This is a genomic window from Candidatus Vondammii sp. HM_W22 (assembly GCF_022530855.2).
Lineage (GTDB): Bacteria > Pseudomonadota > Gammaproteobacteria > Chromatiales > Chromatiaceae > Vondammii.
On the sequence record NZ_CP099567.1, the window covers coordinates 2,456,145 to 2,477,798 of the forward strand.

The 21,654-nt window shown below is 49.7% G+C and carries 24 protein-coding genes and 6 pseudogenes; 2 read left to right on the forward strand and 28 right to left on the reverse strand.

The annotated features are described in order from the left end of the window. Positions 1-4 precede the first annotated feature (4 nt). The 5 genes from MN084_RS13675 to MN084_RS13695 all read right to left on the reverse strand — a co-directional run bounded on the left by MN084_RS13675 (position 5) and on the right by MN084_RS13695 (position 2,413). The gene (locus MN084_RS13675; RefSeq protein ID WP_330178111.1) at positions 5-505 is read right to left on the reverse strand and encodes a hypothetical protein; all 501 of its coding nucleotides are present in this window, start codon (positions 503-505) and stop codon (positions 5-7) included. Next, positions 474-959, reverse strand: coding sequence for a gp436 family protein (locus tag MN084_RS13680; protein WP_241087538.1), 486 nt, complete (start codon positions 957-959; stop codon positions 474-476). Before MN084_RS13680 ends, MN084_RS13675 begins: the two co-directional genes overlap by 32 nt. 69 nt (positions 960-1,028) lie before the next feature. Next, positions 1,029-1,226: an HI1506-related protein gene (locus MN084_RS13685; RefSeq protein ID WP_241087539.1), complete on the reverse strand. Its 198-nt coding sequence runs from the start codon at positions 1,224-1,226 to the stop codon at positions 1,029-1,031. A 135-nt stretch (positions 1,227-1,361) separates the two neighbouring features. Further along, positions 1,362-1,520, reverse strand: a complete 159-nt coding sequence (locus MN084_RS13690) for a Mu-like prophage major head subunit gpT family protein (RefSeq protein ID WP_320416490.1) — start codon at positions 1,518-1,520, stop codon at positions 1,362-1,364. Positions 1,521-1,528: 8 nt separating this feature from the next. Next, positions 1,529-2,413: a Mu-like prophage major head subunit gpT family protein gene (locus MN084_RS13695; RefSeq protein WP_320416487.1), complete on the reverse strand. Its 885-nt coding sequence runs from the start codon at positions 2,411-2,413 to the stop codon at positions 1,529-1,531. Between the two features lie 47 nt (positions 2,414-2,460). On the opposite strand from MN084_RS13695, the pseudogene MN084_RS13700 reads away from it, so the two are divergent. Continuing rightward, positions 2,461-3,539: pseudogene (locus tag MN084_RS13700) on the forward strand (IS3 family transposase). A gap of 401 nt (positions 3,540-3,940) precedes the next feature. On the opposite strand, the gene MN084_RS13705 reads toward MN084_RS13700, so the two are convergent. The 18 genes and pseudogenes from MN084_RS13705 to MN084_RS13790 all read right to left on the reverse strand — a co-directional run bounded on the left by MN084_RS13705 (position 3,941) and on the right by MN084_RS13790 (position 16,850). Beyond that, positions 3,941-4,213, reverse strand: a complete 273-nt coding sequence (locus MN084_RS13705) for a hypothetical protein (RefSeq protein ID WP_241087540.1) — start codon at positions 4,211-4,213, stop codon at positions 3,941-3,943. A gap of 90 nt (positions 4,214-4,303) precedes the next feature. Then, positions 4,304-4,582, reverse strand: a complete 279-nt coding sequence (locus MN084_RS13710) for a hypothetical protein (protein WP_241087541.1) — start codon at positions 4,580-4,582, stop codon at positions 4,304-4,306. A gap of 102 nt (positions 4,583-4,684) precedes the next feature. Next, positions 4,685-5,152 (reverse strand): ATP-binding protein, encoded by a 468-nt coding sequence (locus MN084_RS13715; protein WP_241087542.1) that lies wholly within the window; start codon positions 5,150-5,152, stop codon positions 4,685-4,687. A gap of 141 nt (positions 5,153-5,293) precedes the next feature. Beyond that, a protein-coding gene (locus tag MN084_RS13720; RefSeq protein WP_241086440.1) for an IS3 family transposase occupies positions 5,294-6,372 on the reverse strand; the annotation gives its coding sequence in 2 pieces (ribosomal slippage) (positions 5,294-6,120 and positions 6,120-6,372; 1,080 coding nt in all). Between the two features lie 87 nt (positions 6,373-6,459). Then, positions 6,460-7,835: pseudogene (locus MN084_RS13725) on the reverse strand (IS4 family transposase). A gap of 70 nt (positions 7,836-7,905) precedes the next feature. Then, positions 7,906-8,385 (reverse strand): AAA family ATPase, encoded by a 480-nt coding sequence (locus tag MN084_RS13730; RefSeq protein WP_241087567.1) that lies wholly within the window; start codon positions 8,383-8,385, stop codon positions 7,906-7,908. Positions 8,386-8,457: 72 nt separating this feature from the next. After that, on the reverse strand, positions 8,458-8,985 hold the full coding sequence (locus MN084_RS13735; protein ID WP_330178112.1) for a hypothetical protein: 528 nt from the start codon (positions 8,983-8,985) through the stop codon (positions 8,458-8,460). After that, positions 8,951-9,241 carry an AAA family ATPase gene (locus tag MN084_RS13740; protein WP_241087565.1) on the reverse strand — a complete coding sequence of 97 codons (291 nt, stop codon included), beginning with the start codon at positions 9,239-9,241 and terminating at the stop codon, positions 8,951-8,953. The genes MN084_RS13735 and MN084_RS13740 overlap by 35 nt, the downstream gene beginning before the upstream one ends. A 64-nt stretch (positions 9,242-9,305) precedes the next feature. Further along, positions 9,306-9,557 (reverse strand): hypothetical protein, encoded by a 252-nt coding sequence (locus tag MN084_RS13745; protein ID WP_330178554.1) that lies wholly within the window; start codon positions 9,555-9,557, stop codon positions 9,306-9,308. Between the two features lie 54 nt (positions 9,558-9,611). After that, entirely contained in the window at positions 9,612-10,133 is a 522-nt protein-coding gene (locus tag MN084_RS13750) for a formyltransferase family protein (RefSeq protein ID WP_241087563.1), read from the reverse strand. 3 nt (positions 10,134-10,136) lie between these two features. After that, positions 10,137-11,187 (reverse strand): annotated as a pseudogene (gene hypE / locus MN084_RS13755) (hydrogenase expression/formation protein HypE). Further along, a pseudogene (hypD, locus tag MN084_RS13760) lies at positions 11,184-12,324 on the reverse strand (hydrogenase formation protein HypD). Before hypD ends, hypE begins: the two co-directional pseudogenes overlap by 4 nt. After that, positions 12,321-12,557 carry a HypC/HybG/HupF family hydrogenase formation chaperone gene (locus tag MN084_RS13765; RefSeq protein ID WP_241087562.1) on the reverse strand — a complete coding sequence of 79 codons (237 nt, stop codon included), beginning with the start codon at positions 12,555-12,557 and terminating at the stop codon, positions 12,321-12,323. Before MN084_RS13765 ends, hypD begins: the two are co-directional and overlap by 4 nt. Positions 12,558-12,559: 2 nt before the next feature. Next, positions 12,560-13,387 carry a hydrogenase nickel incorporation protein HypB gene (gene hypB, locus MN084_RS13770; protein WP_241087561.1) on the reverse strand — a complete coding sequence of 276 codons (828 nt, stop codon included), beginning with the start codon at positions 13,385-13,387 and terminating at the stop codon, positions 12,560-12,562. Further along, positions 13,387-13,728, reverse strand: coding sequence for a hydrogenase maturation nickel metallochaperone HypA (gene hypA / locus MN084_RS13775; RefSeq protein ID WP_241087560.1), 342 nt, complete (start codon positions 13,726-13,728; stop codon positions 13,387-13,389). The genes hypB and hypA overlap by 1 nt, the downstream gene beginning before the upstream one ends. Before the next feature lie 107 nt (positions 13,729-13,835). Further along, a pseudogene (locus tag MN084_RS13780) lies at positions 13,836-15,059 on the reverse strand (IS256 family transposase). Positions 15,060-15,920: 861 nt separating this feature from the next. After that, positions 15,921-16,628, reverse strand: a complete 708-nt coding sequence (locus MN084_RS13785) for an urease accessory protein (RefSeq protein WP_241087559.1) — start codon at positions 16,626-16,628, stop codon at positions 15,921-15,923. A gap of 27 nt (positions 16,629-16,655) precedes the next feature. Further along, a complete protein-coding gene (locus MN084_RS13790; protein WP_241087558.1) occupies positions 16,656-16,850 on the reverse strand; it encodes a hypothetical protein in 195 nt (64 codons plus the stop codon). A 170-nt stretch (positions 16,851-17,020) separates the two neighbouring features. On the opposite strand from MN084_RS13790, the gene MN084_RS13795 reads away from it, so the two are divergent. Beyond that, complete coding sequence (locus tag MN084_RS13795) at positions 17,021-18,268, forward strand: IS256 family transposase (protein WP_330178113.1); 1,248 nt, start codon at positions 17,021-17,023, stop codon at positions 18,266-18,268. Positions 18,269-18,294: 26 nt separating this feature from the next. Here the strand turns inward: MN084_RS13795 and hybE are convergent. The 5 genes and pseudogenes from hybE to MN084_RS13815 all read right to left on the reverse strand — a co-directional run bounded on the left by hybE (position 18,295) and on the right by MN084_RS13815 (position 21,611). Then, positions 18,295-18,575 (reverse strand): annotated as a pseudogene (gene hybE / locus MN084_RS19835) ([NiFe]-hydrogenase assembly chaperone HybE). A gap of 325 nt (positions 18,576-18,900) precedes the next feature. Then, entirely contained in the window at positions 18,901-19,245 is a 345-nt protein-coding gene (locus tag MN084_RS13800; RefSeq protein WP_445083834.1) for an autotransporter outer membrane beta-barrel domain-containing protein, read from the reverse strand. Between the two features lie 16 nt (positions 19,246-19,261). Further along, positions 19,262-19,621 carry an autotransporter outer membrane beta-barrel domain-containing protein gene (locus MN084_RS13805; RefSeq protein ID WP_330178115.1) on the reverse strand — a complete coding sequence of 120 codons (360 nt, stop codon included), beginning with the start codon at positions 19,619-19,621 and terminating at the stop codon, positions 19,262-19,264. After that, positions 19,560-21,080 (reverse strand): hypothetical protein, encoded by a 1,521-nt coding sequence (locus MN084_RS13810; protein WP_330178116.1) that lies wholly within the window; start codon positions 21,078-21,080, stop codon positions 19,560-19,562. The genes MN084_RS13805 and MN084_RS13810 overlap by 62 nt, the downstream gene beginning before the upstream one ends. Positions 21,081-21,128: 48 nt before the next feature. After that, positions 21,129-21,611, reverse strand: a complete 483-nt coding sequence (locus MN084_RS13815; protein WP_241087555.1) for a hypothetical protein — start codon at positions 21,609-21,611, stop codon at positions 21,129-21,131. Between the last annotated feature and the right edge of the window lie 43 nt (positions 21,612-21,654).

Consider the following 21,654-nt stretch of genomic DNA (forward strand, 5'->3'; position numbering starts at 1 on the left):
GCCTCTACAAGCAGGTAATCATCTTCGTGGTCCTTACCGATCTCTGGTGCATATCCGAGATAGAGTTCTGTGGGTACAACCCCATCACTGTCCCAGACAGATTCACCGACGCGTACTTTCTGCCGCCAGAGCACAGCCCAGCCCAGAGCGCCACACCGTGGCAATCAATGTCGCCGCTGTAGAGATTGTCTGCACGTAACCGCTCCGGTGCTCCTACGTCAGGCAGGCCCCAGCGATTGGCACGTACCTTCAGCAGTAGCGTTTGGGCGATGACTCTGGCTGCTTCTCCGCGCGGCAACCTGGCTCCATCACGGGTAATGATGTAGGCGACGATTTGCAGCTCACAATCGATTTCGTTCGTGCCGGGGTCAGCGACGGCAGGTGCGTGTGTGGCAATGCGGCGTAACTCCTCCAGACCAAAGCGTCCATCGTGCACCTCACACTGGCGCAGTTCCGGCAGGCAGGCCGAGAAGTCATTGCGCACAGCCTTTAATACCAAGTTCATGCTCAATGGGGTTTCGGATGTAACAACCGCAGACATCAGATGAAGCTCGTCTCTTTGCGGTTGAATACATTGCCACCGCTTTGCATCTGGGCCGTGTTATTGCTGGTCGGTTTGGCGCGGCGCTATCAATACCAATTGAGTTTTTCCCAGAGGCGACACCTTCGAGAAACTTCACGGCATTTTTATATCGCTCGGTTATATGGAGGGTGGCGTTATCGTCATAGAGGTAGTAGCGGGCAATATCGCAGGCACGGTGCTCCAGCAGCTCCGGTACAGGGTGAATGGGCAAAGAGAACCTGCCGCCCAGGTAACCGTCGATCTCACCCTTTGCGTCACTGATGGCACGGTTCAATACATCGGTATTGATCTTGCCTATGCCAGCGTGATCGGTAAGGCTGATCATCTCATCTTCACTGAAACGATCAATTAAATCCTGTTGCGTGCAGTAGCTCATTAAATATCCTGGCGGCCTTATGCTCTTTGTGTCGCAGATTGGTGTTGAACGTTGCCGAATCAAATTCAATTACAGCCGTTCGACAATAAACTCAGCATCACTTTGTAGTTGCGCAAGCTGCTGCTTTGTCAGCGCGTCATGCTTCAGGCGTGTGGTACCCGACCAGACACGGCCGACACGGCGAAAGCCATCTGTTTTAACGGTGATACGAAAACCACCGGTCGCTCTCTTGGTGGTTGTTGGTTTGGTCGCGACACGCTTTTTCACCGCCTTTTTTTTACCGTGATGGCAGAGTTCTGATTGACGTCTGTCATTTAAATCACCTTTGAATAAATTGGTGCTGTCTTGTGAATGCCCCCCCTCAATCAATGAGGGGGAGTGCTTTAGGCTTTCCGTATCTGCTTAACCTGCTCCGGTGCTGCCGAAGCTGAGCTGCCAGAAACCGTAGACACCCGTGGCTCGCGCCTCGGCACCAAACTTGAACTCGCCCTTGTTGAAGACATCGTCGTTTTCCATGTATGTCTGAAAGACAAACGTGGGCTTCTTTCGCATCTGTACGATGAAGGGTTTTACTTTCTTGCTAGTGACGTGGAGGAACCAGGCGGTACACTGGTCAGGCCGGGATTGACCTTGACCTTTGCCGTGCCCTGATAGGGGTTAGGCCCGCCATCTTCAAGCTTGTCTTTCTCCAGCAGCTTTTTGGCAATCGCTTCCAGCGCCGGTGGAACTTCAAGCGTGTCCGGAACCAAGCGCAATGGCATGCCTTCATCATCGGTGAACTTCATAATGGCTGTGCGGGCCGCACCGTAACCGGCGGCGGCGGCGGCAGGCGTTGCCGACGAGAGTGCTGCTGTGCCTCTATTGCTGACAGAGGCTTCTTTAACTTCATGGTCAGTATCGTAGAAGTACTGACCATCGATACCTTTTTCGCTAAAGGCGTTGTTTTTCAGATCATCGGAGATGATGTCATTAAGCTCTCCGGCAGACTCCCTGGCACTGGTGGCCTGGATGTTATAGATACCGAGCTTGTCATCATCGATATGATTGCGTTTCACCGCAATGGTTGTCTCCCAGTCCTCGTTCTTTTTGTAGTACTTGCCCAGCTCAAGAGACTTGAAATTCTTGTCACCAAACCACTTCCGGAAACGTGGAAAACGGGACAACCAGGCATAGTCCTCACCCTCGCCGGTCGAAGGGATCTCCATGGTGGTGTCTTGCCAAGTGCCTGGTTCGGCTTTCAAGGCATTGTTAAAGAGGGTTTTAAGGCCGGTAAAAATCGAGTTAAGGCTCGACTTGTTGACCAGCATGCCAGCGAAGCCCAGGAAGCCAAGATCCTCCAGGATGATGTTGCTGTAACCAGCACCGATGGCGAGCGGCTCGGTGCTTACCGGTAGGGCCACCAAACAGGCGACCAGGGCGACTCCAATTGACCTTTCCCCCAGAAATAGAGCCATGACAAGGATGAGATTTCCAATTAGTCTGTGTATTAGGAGATCTCAAGATGAAGAAGAAGCGTTACAGAGAAGAGCAAATTATTGGTGCCATCAAGCAGCATGAGTCAGGGGTAAAAATTGATGACATTTGTCGTCAGTTCGGCATTTCAACCGGGTGCTTTTATAACTGGCGAAGCAAATACGCCGGGATGGATGTCTCAGAAGCCAAACGGCTCAAAGAGCTTGAAAGCGAAAACAACAAGCTTAAGAAGTTACTTGCCGAGAAAATGCTTGAAGCTGAGTCGATGAAGGATGTGCTCTCAAAAAAGTGGTAAAGCCTGCTGATAGAAAACAAATCGTGAGCTACCTTAAGTCGCGGTTCAAATTAAGTGAGCGTAGAGCTTGCCAATTAGTAGGCTTAAGTAGAACCGCTTTTCGGTACCTTACTCAATGGGGAAAAGATGAGCCTCTACGCAAACGGTTACTTGAGCTGGCAAAAAAGCATCCGAGTTATGGTTATTTGTTTTTACATGGCCTCCTGAGAGGAGAGGGGCTTGTGAAAAACAAGAAGCGGACCTACCGAGTCTATAACGAAGAAGGTCTTCAAGTGAGGACTAAAAAACGCAAGAAGATAATACGACCAAGAATGCCAATGATTATGCCCATTGGTAAAAATATACGCTGGTCAATGGATTTTGTCAGTGATCAGTTGGCTAATGGTCGCCGCTTTCGAGTATTTAATGTGATTGATGATTACTCAAGAGAAGTTATTGGCCAGCTCTCTGACTTCTCGATCAATGGTCACCAGGTCGCTCGTTTTTTAACTCAGGTGATTGAGCTAAGGAGCGCTCCGGATCAAATAATCTGAGACAACGGTACTGAGTTTACTAGCAAGGCGATGTTCTACTGGCAAAAAGAAAGTGGCGTTAAGCTAGGTTTTATTCAGCCAGGTAAGCCTACTCAGAATGCGTTTGTAGAAAGCTTAAACGGTAAATTCAGAAATGAATGCTTAAATCAGCATTGGTTCAGGTCCATTGATGACGCTAGACATGAAATTGATCAATGGCGAGAGCACTACAATCACGTGCGGCCTCATAGCGCATTAAATTATTTGTCACCTGTCGCCTTTGTGAATAGGGCCGCTTAGAATGAATTATCTCATCCAAGTCTTGGTATTAAGATGGGGGGAAGGTCAAGGATTTGTATTTCTAATTTTGCAGCTTATATAGTCATTATTATGTCGCTAAAGACATCGGGTGTGGCAGCTCATACCTGAACTGACAGGTCAGTGAGTTACTTCAGATAAGGCCTGACATTTGTAAATGTCTTAGATATGCACATTATTGACTATGATGCTGATAGACAGAATCTCTGATTATAATTCGAATAGATCTATAATAGCGTTTTCCATAATCGGCATATTTATAGCAAGCATAGCGAATGAAAATTCATCAGAGTTTATGGTCTTGTATGTTTAATTATTCACCGAATTTCCAGATCCTTATCCGAGCATAAACTTTAAACACAGGATCTGTAAATCTGTAGTACTTATTCCTTATTTTTGTTAAAATCAGGAGTAGTCATAGAGTTATCTGGCGATGTAAGTTGCTTTATTAGTTGTGATGGATTGGATATCTCCATATCTTTTGCTAGCGAATAAATTGGTTCTGAAGAGATTTCGTTAGCCGATTCCTCAGCGAAAAATTTGAGTAATATTTCTCTTTGTGGTGAGTTCTTTACTGATTCATGATATACGTTTTCAAATATATTGGTTAAACGACCTGCAGCAATATTATTTGACAAGGTTTCAATATCGTTCATTGAAACTCTTGAGCTATTACGCTCATATGCCAGAAGCATAGCCTCCTTACCAAGTAAATGAACAAAATAGGGAAAACCTTCGGACTTTTCTCAAATTTCATTCATTGCTTCATCATCAAAAATAATCGCGCTGTCTACTTTATATTCGGCCCGCTTGATAATTTGCAATCGTTCAAGCTCTGGCATCAGAGGTATATCTATGAAATCAATTTGTCGGTTAATGGAGCTGTGATCTTTTACAAGTTCTGACATATTGCCTCCAATTCCTATTACTCCAAATTTAACGAAATCAGATGAGCATGCCTTAACAATCGAAGCAAAATCTATTTTATCTTTTATTGTATCGAACTCGTCAATAAGTATTAGCAAGCCATCACGATCTTGATTATCTTTTCTTATTGTTCCTAGTAAAGCTCTAAATCATTGAATAAGATCATCAGATACATATGGCACGAACTTTCTTTCTTCCTGTCATTTTTCGCCAATCTTAGCTCCAAAGAATCCTGCATTTCCGTCTACGCTTACAGTTATTTTAAATTCTTTGAGTTTTTTATCGCCTGACTTTGTCAAGGATAAAAGTGAATTGTTGTCATCATTGCCAAATAATATCCTCTTAAATAAATCTGCGATATTGTCAACAAACCCATCGCTTTTATAATATAGGACGATAAAGTCAAAGTCCCTTCTTGGAAGTGTTTTTTCCAACCCTAATGAATGAGGAAGTGTCTTATCTCCTTCCGCAATTAGTTGATGTGCTACAGAAGATTTACCAACACCGCGTAGTCCAAAAATCGCAAGGAAGCTTCCAGGGTTGATAAGTGCGTTTATTGATTTTCGAATTTCAGCTGATCTTCCAACAAATAATTTTGGGTCAAGAATTTCACGCGCAGGAGAAAATGCGGAATGTATTTGTCTTGTATCTAGTTCAGTAATATCCATTATTGATTGCTCTGATTTTTAGTTCAATGCCACTCTATGCGGAAATTTGGAGCGCTATCGAATAAATTATACGCATAAAAAGGGGTCAGACCCTGACCTTCCCCCCATCTTAATACCAAGACTTGGATGAGATAATTCATTCTAAGCGGCCCTATTCACAAAGGCCACAGGTGACAAATAATTTAATGCGCTATGAGGCCGCACGTGATTGTAGTGCTCTCGCCATTGATCAATTTCATGTCTAGCGTCATCAATGGACCTGAACCAATGCTGATTTAAGCATTCATTTCTGAATTTACCGTTTAAGCTTTCTACAAACGCATTCTGAGTAGGCTTACCTGGCTGAATAAAACCTAGCTTAACGCCACTTTCTTTTTGCCAGTAGAACATCGCCTTGCTAGTAAACTCAGTACCGTTGTCGCAGATTATTTGATCCGGAGCACTCCTTAGCTCAATCAGCTGAGTTAAAAAACGAGCGACCTGGTGACCATTGATCGAGAAGTCAGAGAGCTGGCCAATAACTTCTCTTGAGTAATCATCAATCACATTAAATACTCGAAAGCGGCGACCATTAGCCAACTGATCACTGACAAAATCCATTGACCAGCGTATATTTTTACCAATGGGCATAATCATTGGCATTCTTGGTCGTATTATCTTCTTGCGTTTTTTAGTCCTCACTTGAAGACCTTCTTCGTTATAGACTCGGTAGGTCCGCTTCTTGTTTTTCACAAGCCCCTCTCCTCTCAGGAGGCCATGTAAAAACAAATAACCATAACTCGGATGCTTCTTTGCCAGCTCAAGTAACCGTTTGCGTAGAGGCTCATCTTTTCCCCATTGAGTAACGTACCGAAAAGCGGTTCTACTTAAGCCTGCTAATTGGCAAGCTCTACGCTCACTTAATTTGAATCGCGACTTAAGGTAGCTCACGATTTGTTTTCTATCAGCAGGCTTTACCACTTTTTTGAGAGCACATCCTTCATCGCCTCAGCTTCAAGCATTTTCTCGGCAAGTAACTTCTTAAGCTTGTTGTTTTCGCTTTCAAGCTCTTTGAGCCGTTTGGCTTCTGAGACATCCATGCCGGCGTACTTGCTTCGCCAGTTATAAAAGCACCCGGTTGAAATGCCGAACTGACGACAAATGTCATCAACTTTTATCCCTGACTCATGCTGCTTGATGGCACCAATAATTTGCTCTTCTCTGTAACGCTTCTTCTTCATCTTGAGATCTCCTAATACACAGACTAATTGGAAATCTCATCCTTGTCATGGCTCTATTTCTGGGGGAAAGGTCAACCCGAATGCTACTTACTTAAGTTTTTTGGGTTGGCCATTTTTCCGAATATTCTCTCGTGCAATAGCCCTTGGTTTGGTAAGTAGCGGGAATTGTCTGGGTCTTCGTTTTATAGCTCGCGGCTCCATACGTCCCGGTTGTTTTCCAACTTGCTGCGGTGCAATGAGGATAAAAAGGCCATCAATTTTATCGATGTCGTAACGACCGCTTTTTTGCCACACAATCCATAGCTGCAAAGTATGCTTGAAGCTAAGTTGTCGAGGAATGATGTCAGCCAGTAATGCCGCCTGAGCCATCAGTAAACGGATCAAATTGTAAGCCAAAAGATAGACCCACAGCTCTTTTTCCGCCATTTCCGGTGTGCGACAACTTAATGTTTCCATTCCCAGAGTGGTCTTGATGTTGCGTATATCTAACTCTACCTGCCAACGGTTCCGATAGAGTGCCTTCAGGGCGGCTTTGCTCGTACTTTTTGAGCAAAGTAGTGTTGTCACCAGGATCTTACCGCCAGCACGCAACTCCCGCACTTTCAATCTATCGGGGGGTTTGATCATACTCTGCCTGACTCATCCAGTCGGGTTTGACTTTTGGCTTGTCTATTTCGATAAGATGATCTCGCGGGCCCAGACGCTCTCCTTGACGAAAATCCATGCTGCGTCGCCGTGAACCATATTGCTCGAAAACGCCATCCACTCCTTTGGCCTGAAGAGCACACAACAGAAAATAGGTGGCATAAAAAGCATCCCCCAGAAAGATATCACCAGCGTCCAGGGTGCCAGGCATGGTTCCAGGCAATGACTGCTCATCGCTTCCTTTTCCGCGACAAGGTCCCAATGCTGCATCAAGTACAGCACCGCTGGCGAGGCAGACGATACCAACCACCCGGCAAAGAGGGAAACCCAATCCGGGTTGCTGGCTACGGGGTTGAGGATAGACCGCCTGGTTCTCTTCTGTATCGAGCAACGTAACGGTAGCGCCATCCACCAGTCTGACCGGTCGTCCCCGCCAGTGCCAGGAATCCGGGGTGTGCTCAGTCATCATACGCCCCGTGTAACGGGCTAGCGTAGAGACCATGTCCAATGGCAGCCGTTTCCGTGCGCGCTCCCGTATGCGTACTACAGATTGGCAGCTCACCCATCAATCGTTTGACTGCAGCAGCATCAACTATGTTCTGGCAAGAACGATCAGCACTCATTGCTTGAGCCAGAAACACCGATAACGTCTCTGTTGGCGGAAACAGCCTTTCCCGATGTTCCGGTAGCAACGATTCGACTTGATTGAGAAACTCTGGGCCGGTTAGCAGATTAAAGAAAGCATAGGAATCACTGGCTGTAGTGTAGGTTGTGATACCTTTTTGTTGATGTATGCAGGCGCGTTGATCAGGATGCATTAAGGCTGGTTCCCCGGTTGATGGTTTGGTGATTAGCATCTTATCACCTGAACCAGCCTTTTTTTATTCGTTATATCAGCAGGTTATTGCTTAAGTAAGTAGCATTCGTCCCTGTATTGTTTTTAAGGACATGATGAATATCTAACCTTGCTTCACTCTCTGAAAACGTAATTAGTCCAGATGAAAGGGATTTTATGACATCTGACTTATTAATTTTTTTGACAGCTATCTGAGTACCATCGAGATCGAACAGGTTTATGACGCTTTCTGGCGCACTCGATATAGTTGATGCGCTATGACTACTCAACAGAACGTCATTTTTCTTTGAAGCTGCTTCGGTAATTTCAAATACCTGCTTAAGGAAATCGAACTGCCACTCTGGGTGAAGGAACGAATCGGGCTCGTCGAGCAGGATGATGTAATTGCGGTCCTTGAACAGTTCGACGATGGAGTAGATGTACACAGACTGAAACTGTCCGTCGCTAAAATAGGCAATGGTGGCCTCTACGCCCCCGGTCAATTGCAGCGGGATTGAGATCTTCGCCAGCATGCCCGCGTTTTCAGGTTGTCGAACTATCGAAACAGCTCCTGGGAGCTGTGGTCAGTGAATTCCTCACAAATTTTATGCCATATCAAAGTAGAGGATGTAGTGATCACCGGAAGCAAAATAGCCCTCGGAGCGCAGCGGCCCACCGGTGGCGGTACTGGTGCAACCATATAATCTGTCCAAAAAAGGTTTTGGTGATTCCTTGGGCTGCCAGTAACGGTCAGTTTCGTCGTTGTTTTCGATATTAAAGTGGGAATCGGTGGCGTATGCAGGCCGCTCCAGCACCAGCCGCACTTCCTGTGCAATCATTTCGATGCCAAGTTTCTTACAGACGAACTGCCGTGCCTTGCAGGCATCTGGCTGCATTAGCAGCACCGCCAAGAGCAGCTCTTTGTATCCCGGACCGACTCCAATAAAGTAGCGAGCCTCATCAAAATCGGCACGCTTGATACGTTTACCGAAAGCGACCTCGTGCTGTTCAACCAGGCCCGCAACGGTGTCATTGTGGCCTGAGTAGTAGATAAGAACATTATCGGGGAGTGATGTCTGGCCGACAGTTTTTCTTAGTCTACCATTGATTATCAAGGAGAGAAGCATCATCAATTTCACCCCAACTCCACTCTACCTTGATTGCCTTCTCGTCGAGTTCATATTCAATACGGTAACTGAAACCTAAATCATCCTTATCACGGTCATATTCGGCAATATGCCGGAAAATCTCGATCAGCGCTTCAAACAAGTTGGACTTCCCGGTGCCATTCTTACCGACAAAGACATCGACGAAACTATTGTCGTCGAAACTCAGAGTGAATTCCCGGAGGTTTTTATACTTGCCAATATAGACAGATTTCAGCCGCATTGCCTCTCCCTATACCTGTGCCATCAGTGCATTCACTAGTTCAGTCTGTGTGCTGGCGGCGCTATCAATTTGCTGTTCCGAGCAACCTGGTAGCCGGCAGTTTGAAGGGAGAAGCTGCCTGCTTGTCCCGCAAATGACCAATCCATACCGCACCGTCAACTGTCGCCCGGCAGATCGCACTGCCACAGCGGGCAATCACCTCTCCAGATGCACCACGCAGTCTCTTCTCCTCGCGTGGATCGTAGAGAAAGAGTTCACGCCCGAACAACTTGTCTCGCACACCGGGAAATCCATCGGCACAGCGAATCTTGCGCAGTACAGTTTCGCTATCGTCCTGTTGCCAGTCGTATGGCTCGGTCGGACTGCTGCATCAAGGGGCGTATAGCTCACCCCGGGTATCGGGATTCACATAGTCCAGCTGTTCGGGTTTGAACCCGCCCTGCTGATAGTGCGCCACCGCATCCAGCACAGCATCGACTGCCGCTTTCGTTATCTCATTACGATACAGACTGGCTTTGCTGACATCACGCATGGCAAGTTCACTGGAGGCCCAGATATCACCGGCATCCACCTCGGCATTGGCCTGCAGGACGGTGACACCCCAACGCTGTTCACGGTTGAGAATGGCCCAGTCCAGCGCCGATGGCCCGCGATCACCGCGGATGCCTGGGTGCACAACCAAGCAGACATGTTCGCGCCAGACACTTTCGGGAATGGCACGTTTTAGAAAAGGGGCAATAATCAGTTCGGGCTGGTAAAGCTCAATTGCCTTGAGGGTCACTTCATCATTGATATCAAATTCAACCGAAACCTCGTGACCCTGTTCCTGCAACTCGACAAACAGTCTCTGAGTCAGGCTATTGAAGGCGTGAGTCAGAAACAGGATACGCATGGCTCAACATATCCTCGGCAGCTGTTCACCGGCCAGCCAGTCAACCACGCGGCTGCCACCAAAGCTGGTCTCCATCTGGACAAAACCGTGCTGATCCTCAATCACTTCGCCGATGATCGCTGCCTGGCGTCCCAATGGATGTGCCAACATGGCATCCAGCAGGCGCTGAGCATCATCCTGGGCGCAGATGCAGATCAGCTTGCCCTCATTGGCGACATACAACGGATCCAGACCCAATAACTCACAGGCCGCCGTAACGGCAGGCCTGATAGGAATCGAGCTCTCTTGCAGCTTCATTCCGACATTTGACTGCTGGGCCAGTTCGTTCAGGGTTGTCGCCAAACCGCCCCGGGTTGGATCGCGCAGGCAATGAATCGCCGGCACCACAGAAACCATATCGGCTATCAGTGTGTGCAGTGCCGCTGAATCGGATTCAATCGTAGTCTCGAACTCCAGATTTTCGCGGCTCGACATAATGGCAACGCCATGATCTCCCAGAGTGCCGCTAACCAGAATGGCATCACCCGGCCGTGCCAGGTCGCCGGAGATGTTAACGCCCACCGGCACCACACCAATACCGGTGGTAGTAATAAAAATACCGTCACCCTTGCCCTTCTCCACCACTTTGGTATCACCAGTCACTACCGGGACACCGGCGGCACTGGCAGCCTTGCCCATACTGACAACAATTCTTTCCAGATCAGCGAGAGGAAAACCCTCTTCCAGAATAAACCCGGCAGAGAGGTAGAGTGGGCTGGCGCCGGACATGGCAACATCATTAGATGGTGCCGTGAACCGACAATGAACCGATATCGCCACCGGGAAAAAACAGTGGCGAAATCACATGGCCATCGGTGCTCATCACCATGCGGCCGGCCGGTATATCAAAGGCCGCCTGATCGTTGGCCTGACGTAACAGATCATTATCGAGGTATTTGACAAACAGCTCTTCGATCAACTGCGCCATGGCACGGCCACCGCTACCGTGAGTCATGTCGACCGCGCTGTCACGGGTATTCAGCCGTATCGGAAAACGTTTTAAGTTTGTACTCATGCCACTGATTCCTGCTGCTCTTCCGGCTGACGAAAGCGACCATAACTCCAGTAGGCAGCACAGGCCCCTTCTGATGACACCATGCAGGATCCCATCGGGTTCTCCGGGGTACAGACGGTGCCAAACAGTTTGCAATCAGTCGGCTTTTTTATTCCACGCAAAATCCTCGGACACTCACAGCCTTTGACGTCGGATGCGCGGATCGCCGGCACATCGAATCATTTCTCTGCATCAAACCCGGCAAAGGCGTGTTTAATCTACAGTGCACTGTAGGGCACCATGCCAAGGCCACGCCATTCAAAGCTGCGGCGCAACTCCATCACCTCGGCGACCAGGGCCTGGGCCTTGCGGTTGCCTTCCCGTGAAACGACACGGGTATATTCATTTTCAACTTTGTGACGCCCCTCGTTCAGTTGCCGCACCAGCATCAACGTGGACTGCATAACATCCAGGGGTTCAAATCCGGCGATCACCACCGGCTTCTGAAACTCTTCGGCAAAGAATTCATAAGGCTGACTGCCGATGATGGAGCTGACATGGGACGGGCCAAAAAAACCATCGATAGTGACAGCGCCCATCTCGCGAACCTCCGGCGACTCCAGGATGTTCTGGATCGCCGCCAGCGTCAGCACATGATTGCAGAACGCGCTGAAGTTCTTCGGCCTGTGCCTGCTTAATGGCAACCGCAGTCGGTGGTGTCGTGGTCTCGAAACCGATGGCAAAGAAGACCACTTCGCGGTCGGGATTCTCTCTCGCGATTTTCAACGCGTCCTGGGTCGAATAGATCATCCGCACATCCGCGCCCTCGGCCTTCACCTTGAGCAGACTCTTGCGATCACTGGCAGGTATCCGCAGCATGTCACCATAGGTACATAGAATGACATCATGTTGTTGGGTCAGTTGAATTGCATTGTCGATGCGGCCGATAGGCAGTACGCAGACCGGACAACCCGGGCCATGGACAAATTTCACATTTGCCGGTATCAGGTCCTGCACACCATAGCGGAAGATCGCATGGGTATGACCGCCGCAAAACTCCATTAGATTATACTGGCGATCCGGCTCAACCTCTTGTTCGATTGCAGCCGACAGTTTTTGCGCCAGATCGTGCCGCCGAAACTCCTCAATGTATTTCATTGCTGCAGCTCTTCCGTTAATCCTGCCTCGGCAAACAGTTGCAGCGTTAGTTCTGCCTCCTCCGGGCTGACTTTGTTGAGTGCATAACCGACATGGATCAAGACAAAATCATCGATCTTTACATCTTCTACCAATGCCAGTGATATCTCTTTTTTCACTTCACCCAGAGCAACGGTGGCCATGTCGGTCTGTTCATTAATGGCAACGACTCTTGCGGGTAATGCCAGACACATAGCTATACCCCAATCGATGCCAGTTGCCGGGTCACCCTGACCCACTGATACCAGGCATCCATCCCTTCACCTGTGGTTGCAGAGACCTGCAGAACCTTGATCCCGGGGTTCACCCGGTGGGCATATTCGATACACTTTTCAACGTCGAACTGTAAATAGGGCAACAGATCGATCTTATTCAGCAGCAGCAGATCGGCGGCGTAGAATATGTCCGGGTATTTGATCGGTTTATCCTCACCCTCGGTGACTGAGAGGATCGCCACTTTATGCGCCTCACCCAGATCGAAGGCCGCGGGACAAACCAGATTTCCGACATTTTCGATGAACAGCACGCTGCCATCTTCCGGCTTCAAGGTGTCAAGTGCATGGCCGGTCATATGGCCATCCAGATGGCAGCCTTTTCCGGTATTGATCTGCAGAGCCTTAACACCGGTCTCCCGGATGCGGTTGGCATCATTGGCGGTCTGTTGATCGCCCTCAATCACTGACAATTTCAGCTCGGCTTTCAAATCGTCAATAGTCCGGGTCAGCAACATTGTCTTGCCAGAACCAGGACTGGATACCAGATTCAGTGCCAGAATGCCGTGCTCGCCAAACCAGCGCCGATTGGCTGCGGCATACTCATTGTTCTTACCGAGTATATCTTCCTCGATCTGAACCATACGGCTCTGTGTCAGACCGGGGGCGTGCGCATGGGCCGGACCCTGACCATAATCATGGGTGTGCCCACCATGGTGATCATGGGCATGGTGGTAATGCCCATGATCGTGAGAGTGTTCATGACCCTCAATTTTGGTCTCGCCTTCGCCACATCCGCATACCGTACACATCACTCAACCTCCAACTCTTTAATCTTCATCTCGTCGCCACCTGTCACCTGCAACTGATAACTGCCGCACTCAGGACAGGCATCAAAACGCTGTTTCGCCGGTACCGTCTTTGAACACTGTATACACCATGCCTCACCCGGCACTTCGATAATCTCCAGCCTGGCTTGATCAGCCAGCGTGTCACGCATCACCGCATCGAAACAGAAGCGCATCGCTTCCAACTCGACGCAGGAAAGCGCACCGATCTCCAGCCATACGGTCTTTACCCTGTCGTATCCCTGACTCTTCGCATTATCTTCGAGAATCTGCAAAACATCTTCGCAGAGTGACATCTCATGCATTCCAGATCCTCTCGCTAAAAACACGCTTCCAGAGCGAAACCGTACTTGCTCAAGTTTGATTCCCTGCCCTAGGAGTTATAGTCAAATCTGGTGTTTAGCCAGTTGAATCAAGCGGCGACCTGATCGACTCCTGCTACCTCAACACCCTCTTTAAATTTGATTCCGGTTATCACCTTCGCCAGATAATCGAAACCCCGTAATCGGCTCCACTTCTTCTCGGCACACCGGCCGAGTTTGAACATCATGTGTAGCATGCCGTCACGCGATAGGCAGCCCTTGGAACGCTTGGTTCGATGGCGGATTGTCCCGAAGGTGGATTCAATCGGATTGCTGGTCCGAATGCTCTGCCAATGCTGCGCAGGAAATTGATAGAAAGCCATCAGTTCCTCTCGGTCTTTGTGCAGACAGATGGCAGCCTTCGGATACTTTGGCTCATACGTTTTGATAAACAGATCAAAGGCCTTTTCCGCATCGGCCTGGGTCTCCGCCTGCCAGATGTTGTGCAGTGCCTGCTTCGCTTTCGGCTGAGCTGACCTTGGCAGGCAGTTCAGCACGTTCATGGTCTTGTGCATCCAGCAGCGCTGCCGGCGCGTCTCCGGATACACTTCCTCCAGCGCAGCCCGAAATCCCATGGCACCGTCACCGATCGCCAATTTTGGCGGGGTCAGTCCGCGTGACTTCAGTTTCAACAGTACCTCCCGCCAGCTCTGTGTGGACTCCCGTACACCATCCTCAATTGCCAGAAAATGCTTCTCACCACGCTCATTCACGCCGATCACCACCAGGGCACACAGCTTCGTCTGCTCTGCTCTCTGTCCGCTGTAGATACCGTCTGCCCACACATACACCCAATGGCCCTTATCCAGGCGCTCCTCGCACCCGCTCCGATATTCTTCTGCCCAGACCTGCTTCAGACGCGATACCCTGCCGGCCGACAAGCCTGTTGCATCCGGAACCACCAGCACTTTCAGGGCTTCACCCATCTCTCCACTGGAAATCCCCTTCAGGCAGAGCCACGCCAGCGCCGCTTCCAGTGACTTCGTCTTGCGTACATACGGCGGCACCAGAGCTGATCGGAACGTCACCGGCTCGCCGGTCTTCGCTCGTACTTTGGGGATCTTGACCGTGACCGGCCCTAATCCTGTCTGCAGTTTACGAGCTGGCAGGTGACCATTACGCACCACACCCACCTTGCCATCCTCTGTCCGTCGCTCGACGTGCTCCGCCAACAGCTCCAGCAGCTCGGCCTCCACCGCCTAGTAGATCAACTGCTCTGCACCACTTCTCAGCAACTTTGTCAGCGGATCGATAATCGTATCTCGACCTGCCAGCTTAACAACGTTATTCTTACTCGTGGTGGCGTATCTCCAATGGCTGTTTTGATGTCTCGCAACAACAAATCAACCAGATACCCCGCTTTTTTTCAATTCCCTTCAAACAACACTTTCAGTTATAACTCGTTAAAGTGCCCTTCAATACCCATTTATAGCTGCTCGGGATGCCTGTCGTATACAGATTCGACAACAGCCACAGCGTAAACTAACTATCTACTTTCATGTCTCTGCATCACCGCCGGAAACGATAAAAATGCAATCCGTATACCACACCAGACATTCATCATAACACATTGTATTTACTGATATATTTTAGAAACAGCGAACCTCATTAGAATGCACACCGGAATGTTTGTATCCATGTTCATAACAATACCTGATTACCTATGAAGCTCAGCTATTGCTCAGCCGAATTGTGGGCTGTAGACTCGAATAGCACTTACTTAGGCTTAATATTCCCTAATCAAGCCCCTAATTCGTCATTCCGGCGCAGGTCGGAATCCAGGAAACAACCACTATTGCTCGCTCTGGATCCCGGCCTGCGCCGGGATGATAATGGTTTTAAGCCTAAGTAAGTGCCATTTGGCTGTAGACCTCATAAATACTCCGGTCGAGGTCCAATAGTGCTGCCGAAATAATACGAATTACCGTTAATATAAAAACAACAGCACATAACGCCCCTGTGACCTATTTGAATCCAAGGTAATTATATTTCTTGCGTCATAGCTGAGTTTTATAGGTAATCAGGTAACAATATGGAATGTTACTTTACAGATTAGCAAAAAAAGGGAGACCACCAGTGCGCATTTTCCAACAGCAAGAGAATAAAAAAAGAGGCAGAACGGACTTAAAGATAACTCAAGCCAATAGAAACTGACTGTTCTGGTAAATCACCATAAAACCCAGGCCGATGGTCAATACGCCAATCAACACCTGAAAACCACTGTGCATCCAGGTCAGCCGTTTAGCGGAGAGGCGCAGGGGTATGGATATAATCGCGGACAGCAGCGCCATACCGACCATGGAACCGATACCAAACATCAAAATATAGAGCAAACCCTGCAGTGGTGAAGTAACCGTACCCAACGCAAGCAGTATTACCGCTGCGGACCCGGCCATTCCATGCATCATTCCCACCATCAGCGCACGTAATGGAAAACCGCGTGAGTGGCTGTGATCGTGTTGCGAGGCATCATGTTTAGCCCGCAACTCACCGGCATGCGCATGAAAATGGTAATCACCATTGTTATGTTTATGACTATGAAAATGTACCTTGTCGCGAATCACCCATCGCAGCACATCCCCACCCAGCAGCACCAACATCACACCGACCGTTATTTCCAGCCATTTGACCAGATATTCAGGCATTATCGTATCCATGAAGAGTACAATAGAGCCAAACAGAAATAGCGTAATGGTGTGCCCCAAACCCCAGGCGCCGCCCTGTTCAATGGTATGGGAAAGTGACTGTTTTCTACTCACCAGAGAGGCGACCGCCGCCACATGATCTGCTTCCAGGGCATGACGCATGCCAATCAAAAGTCCGATCAATAGTAAGCTGCCCATACTACCTCCCTTTGAAAAATCCGGCTGTCAGACACTCTCTTGAAAATTACCACGCAACAGATCCCGGGGCGATAGTTTTTTCTTTGGTTGCACCCCCGTTTCAGGCTGTTCATTTGCCGGAGTTGCATCTCTTTCCATCGGCTCTATAACGGCAACGCCATCCAGATTTACTTCCAGCGTCTCTTCGCCTCGCATGATACGACCGAGAAGCTCCTCATCCAACAGATCCTCTTCCGTCGCTCTGTTTCAACCATTCAGAGTCTCAGCCGTCAGGATAGCGGGAAACTCGAGTTATAACTGAAAGTGGTGTTTGAAAGAAATTGAAAAAGAGCGGGGTATCTGGTTGATTTGTTGTTGCGAGACATCAAAACAACCATTGGAGATACGCCACCATGAGTAAGAATAACGTTGTTAAGCTGGCAGGTCGCGATACGATTATCGATCCGCTGACAGAGTTGCCGAGAAGCGGTGCAGAGCAGTTGATCTACCAGGCGGTGGAGGCCGAGCTGCTGGAGCTGTTGGCGGAGCACGTCGAGCGACGGACAGAGGATGGCAAGGTGGGTGTGGTGCGTAATGGTCACCTGCCAGCCCGTAAACTGCAGACAGGATTAGGGCCGGTCACGGTCAAGATCCCCAAAATACGAGCGAAGACCGGCGAGCCGGTGACGTTCCGATCAGCTCTGGTGCCGCCGTATGTACGCAAGACGAAGTCACTGGAAGCGGCGCTGGCGTGGCTCTACCTGAAGGGGATTTCCAGTGGAGAGATGGGTGAAGCCCTGAAAGTGCTGGTGGTTCCGGATGCAACAGGCTTGTCGGCCGGCAGGGTATCGCGTCTGAAGCAAGTCTGGGCAGAAGAATATCGGAGCTGGTGCGAGGAGCGCCTGGATAAGGGCCATTGGGTGTATGTGTGGGCAGACGGTATCTACAGCGGACAGAGAGCAGAGCAGACGAAGCTGTGTGCCCTGGTGGTGATCGGCGTGAATGAGCGTGGTGAGAAGCATTTTCTGGCAATTGAGGATGGTGTACGGGAGTCCACACAGAGCTGGCGGGAGGTACTGTTGAAACTGAAGTCACGCGGACTGACCCCGCCAAAATTGGCGATCGGTGACGGTGCCATGGGATTCCGGGCTGCACTGGAGGAAGTGTATCCGGAGACGCGCCAGCAGCGCTGCTGGATGCACAAGACCATGAACGTGCTGAACTGCCTGCCAAGGTCAGCTCAGCCGAAAGCGAAGCAGGCACTGCATAACATCTGGCAGTCGGAGACCCAGGCCGATGCGGAAAAGGCCTTTGATCTGTTTATCAAAACGTATGAGCCAAAGTATCCGAAGGCTGCCATCTGTCTGCACAAAGACCGAGAGGAACTGATGGCTTTCTATCAATTTCCTGCGCAGCACTGGCAGAGCATTCGAACCAGCAATCCGATTGAATCCACCTTCGGGACAATCCGTCATCGAACCAGGCGTTCCAAGGGCTGCCTATCGCGTGACGGCATGCTACACATGATGTTCAAACTCGGCCTGTGTGCCGTGAAGAAGTGGAGACGATTACGGGGTTTCGATTACCTGGCGAAGGTGATAACCGGAATCAAATTTAAAGAGGGTGTTGAGGTAGCAGGAGTCGATCAGGTCGCCGCTTGATTCAACTGGCTAAACACCAGATTTGACTATAACTCGGGAAACTCTCTCATCGGAGAGTAGAGAGAGTGAGTCAGGCATTTGCCGATACCCTCAATCTCGTTAATCATAAATTTGTAGGTTTTTGACAGAAACTTATGGGCTTGTTTATACCCTAGAGCTAGGTTGCTCCAATCATCGCCCTCACTCGGCAACATAACCACATTCATCAACCAGGATGTAATAGAACACCAAGCACCCTCCCCTGGTACTCTTGAAAACCTAATGCCTGAACCTTGATTGCCGGGTTTAGAATTGGGATCTCCTGCATCTTTTCCTAGTGTATCTTGTTGAATGTCTGTTCCAGTATATCTGCTACTGCTTGGGGTGTTGCGACCATTTCTCAGTATTTAAAGCTAAAGCCTTGTACTAAAGTGCATGGTTTAACCAGCGGACCAGGACAATAAAATGGGTCTGAACACAAGACGTGATTCCAGGGCAGGATAAGCCTAGTACAGGGGAAATTCCTGAATTTAACTCCGGCCGGAGAAGCAAAAAGCCCCGGGCACTCTCATCTGCGCCCGGGACCTGGAGATAATGGAAAAGCCGAAAGATCTGGCCTGCTCAGTCCTTGAGCCCGCCGCCCTAAGACTCCGTCAGAAGTTCCACCGGAGTCCTGCAGTGCCACTGTACTGAGTATGGGGTTTTCCCCTTAAATCCTTCGCAACACCGATCTCACCAAAGAATATCAGACGATCATCATCGGTCAGCAGTTGAACGCCAAACCGCCCCTCAATGCGGGTTCTGTTTACTCGCATTTTGTTCACCTGCATCCCTACACTGGTCCCTGAGGCATTAAGGCTGCCCGGTCGGTCAAAGTCATGTACAAGGTTGGTAAGAACATAACCGGTCAGACCATTGCCCCCCTGAGACTTCAGCCTGCCACCCTCCAACGCAAGACCAAGCCGGCCCGTCAACGCTTTTTTCTCCTCCCAGGTCACCACAACACCTCTGCTATCAGTGATAATCATCAAGCTCCAGGCCATGCCACGCAAGCTGCGCCTGGGGGACAAGACGCGTGCCGCCAATAAAATCAAATCGATGCCCGCCCTCAACACTTATCGACCAAGTCAGTGCGTCCAGAGAACCTTTACCGCCAGTATAACCTGTCACATCGATGTCATAGGCCGTCAACTGGCCAACCAGACCGCCATAAAAGCCATCTTGGCTGTACCAGATCAACGACGCACCGCCACCATAGCTACTGGTATCCGCGCTGGAAAGCCGTTCACCCATGGCATTGTCAACATCCAGATCAAGACGCTTGTAATGACCGAACACGCCCGCCGTCAGCACCGGCAAGCAGTTCATGGTCATAACCAAGCTGAATCATGGACTGCCTATAGTCAAGACTGGTATTTGCACTGTCAGCACCAAATGTCACACCCGCATCGACTGAGGTTTTTAAATATCTACTGCGCATCCATAAGCCGGAACCCGACTGGCTCGCCGTGCCATCCATGTCTAACAGTTGCCCTCGTCGACCCCGCTGCCACAGCGTATCTGTCTCCTCACGCAGCACAACCTGAAGCGCACTGTAACCATAAAGCTGGGCCTGAAGTCCCGCTGATTTCTTCAGCGATTGCAGATACCAGTTCTGATTATCCGCCTGAACAAGATCATATTCATATGCGCCGGCAACAGCCGGGGCGCCAAGCACGAATGCACTTGAAGCGGAATAGCCTGCATCCAGCACTTCGATAACCAGGATACCGTCTGTCTTTCCCCGGCCGGTCAACCCACCAGCGCCTCCGGCATTGGCAACGATAACTTTTGTCGGGCCACCACTGCCTACCTCCGTCCTGTCAACAACCAGGACGTCAGTGGTATCCACCACGCCATCATCCAGAACCGTATCAACCCGCAGTTCTCCTCCATCGGCCCGGAATATTCCGCCGCCACTATTACCGGCGGTAGCGCCACCGGTGATCACCAGTACATCGCCGGCAACCGCGCCCGTACCACCCGTCTCCGCATCCTGCATGGTGATCACGCCAGCATTGACAAAGGTATTTAAATTAACAAAATGAGCCTGCTCAATACCCTGTTCGGTGATCGACAATCTGGCCGAGCCTGCGGAAAAGTACTCTTTAACAGACGTAGTATCCCAGTCTGTTGGCGCTGTATCATCGTCAACCTCCGACGATAGCCCACTCATATCCTCAACCGTCAGCAGACGAACCATCCCGGTCGCCGTATTGGTGAAAGTGTCGCTGCCGGTACCAAAGTCGTTGACGGCCACACTCTCTTTGTCACGGATATGGTCGCCATCTGTATCGGCAAAGCTACGCACATTGAACGAATTGGAAGAGCTATTGGTAAATGTATCATCACCACCACCAAGCGTCACAAAGCCAATGATAGTACCCGTATTGGTAATCGCTGCCGCCCCGTCTGCATCGATGATAGCCCGATCACTCAAGGCACTGAGAGTACTGCCAGACTGGATATCTATCGTGCCGCCACCCTGGCTATCTGTACCTCGTCCACCCAGAATCGTGCCACCCGTGATTTTCACGCTAAAGTGGTCGTTTTGCCCCCGCCCCAGTACCCGCAGACCATCAGAATCTAAACCAATGGCGGTGATATCTGCCGCTGAAGTGATGTTAATCGTGCCCGTACCATTGTGTGCAGCATAAATACCGTGGGCATTATCACCCGTCGATTTCACGATAATACGCACATTACCAGCAAAGCTCCCATCATCATACACATGCACACCATGCTCCCCGCTTGCACCCGTTACGGACACACTGCCATGCTGATTAATGATCATGTCATTACGACTCTGAACTGTCCTCGTGATAACCAAACCAGTTGTATTTTAACGAACGGTACTGCCGGACTCTTGAGTAATTGTTACTGCTCCGCTACCACCCTGTACATCCAGCGTTACCAATTTATCAATTATTGATCCTGTCAACAATTTCATGGTGTTTACGGGGGTACTATGTCGTTGATGCTGAGTCACGGGGTTGGAATCTTTATTAACGGTTCCGGCTGTTGTACACGCAGCCCATGCTTTGCCTGCACCGCCTGTGATGATATCCGGCAGTATCGAGCCGGAAACAAACAGACCAATGCCAAGTACTGTGCGGGAGAGTAATGATGACGAAACGGACACAACATGCCCGGTACCTAACACAGGGCCTGCGATACTACTTTTGAATCTTGCACTGAGCATGCTTCGCAGAACGCTGTTTTCGGTATGAGTTACATGCGCATTGATTGCTATTGTGTTGCTCTTCCCTCGACGCCTGCAGTTTGCATGCAACTCGAATAAACCGTATTTTTCGACCTTTACCATCTGCCTTGAGGTATAGTCATTTCTGGTGTATGAGGAATTAAAG

Bases quoted from the DNA above. Each gene is read 5' to 3' on its own strand.
- hypA (WP_241087560.1), bottom strand. From the start codon at position 13,728: ATGCATGAGATGTCACTCTGCGAAGATGTTTTGCAGATTCTCGAAGAT.
- MN084_RS13740 (WP_241087565.1), bottom strand. From the start codon at position 9,241: ATGCGGCTGAAATCTGTCTATATTGGCAAGTATAAAAACCTCCGGGAA.
- MN084_RS13715 (WP_241087542.1), bottom strand. From the start codon at position 5,152: ATGGATATTACTGAACTAGATACAAGACAAATACATTCCGCATTTTCT.
- MN084_RS13785 (WP_241087559.1), bottom strand. From the start codon at position 16,628: ATGGGCAGCTTACTATTGATCGGACTTTTGATTGGCATGCGTCATGCC.
- MN084_RS13730 (WP_241087567.1), bottom strand. From the start codon at position 8,385: ATGCTGGCGAAGATCTCAATCCCGCTGCAATTGACCGGGGGCGTAGAG.
- MN084_RS13705 (WP_241087540.1), bottom strand. From the start codon at position 4,213: ATGAACGATATTGAAACCTTGTCAAATAATATTGCTGCAGGTCGTTTA.
- MN084_RS13795 (WP_330178113.1), top strand. From the start codon at position 17,021: ATGAGTAAGAATAACGTTGTTAAGCTGGCAGGTCGCGATACGATTATC.
- MN084_RS13695 (WP_320416487.1), bottom strand. From the start codon at position 2,413: ATGGCTCTATTTCTGGGGGAAAGGTCAATTGGAGTCGCCCTGGTCGCC.
- MN084_RS13750 (WP_241087563.1), bottom strand. From the start codon at position 10,133: ATGCGTATCCTGTTTCTGACTCACGCCTTCAATAGCCTGACTCAGAGA.
- MN084_RS13815 (WP_241087555.1), bottom strand. From the start codon at position 21,611: ATGGTAAAGGTCGAAAAATACGGTTTATTCGAGTTGCATGCAAACTGC.
- MN084_RS13675 (WP_330178111.1), bottom strand. From the start codon at position 505: ATGAACTTGGTATTAAAGGCTGTGCGCAATGACTTCTCGGCCTGCCTG.
- hypB (WP_241087561.1), bottom strand. From the start codon at position 13,387: ATGTGTACGGTATGCGGATGTGGCGAAGGCGAGACCAAAATTGAGGGT.
- MN084_RS13810 (WP_330178116.1), bottom strand. From the start codon at position 21,080: ATGATCATTAATCAGCATGGCAGTGTGTCCGTAACGGGTGCAAGCGGG.
- MN084_RS13765 (WP_241087562.1), bottom strand. From the start codon at position 12,557: ATGTGTCTGGCATTACCCGCAAGAGTCGTTGCCATTAATGAACAGACC.
- MN084_RS13805 (WP_330178115.1), bottom strand. From the start codon at position 19,621: ATGACCATGAACTGCTTGCCGGTGCTGACGGCGGGCGTGTTCGGTCAT.
- MN084_RS13680 (WP_241087538.1), bottom strand. From the start codon at position 959: ATGAGCTACTGCACGCAACAGGATTTAATTGATCGTTTCAGTGAAGAT.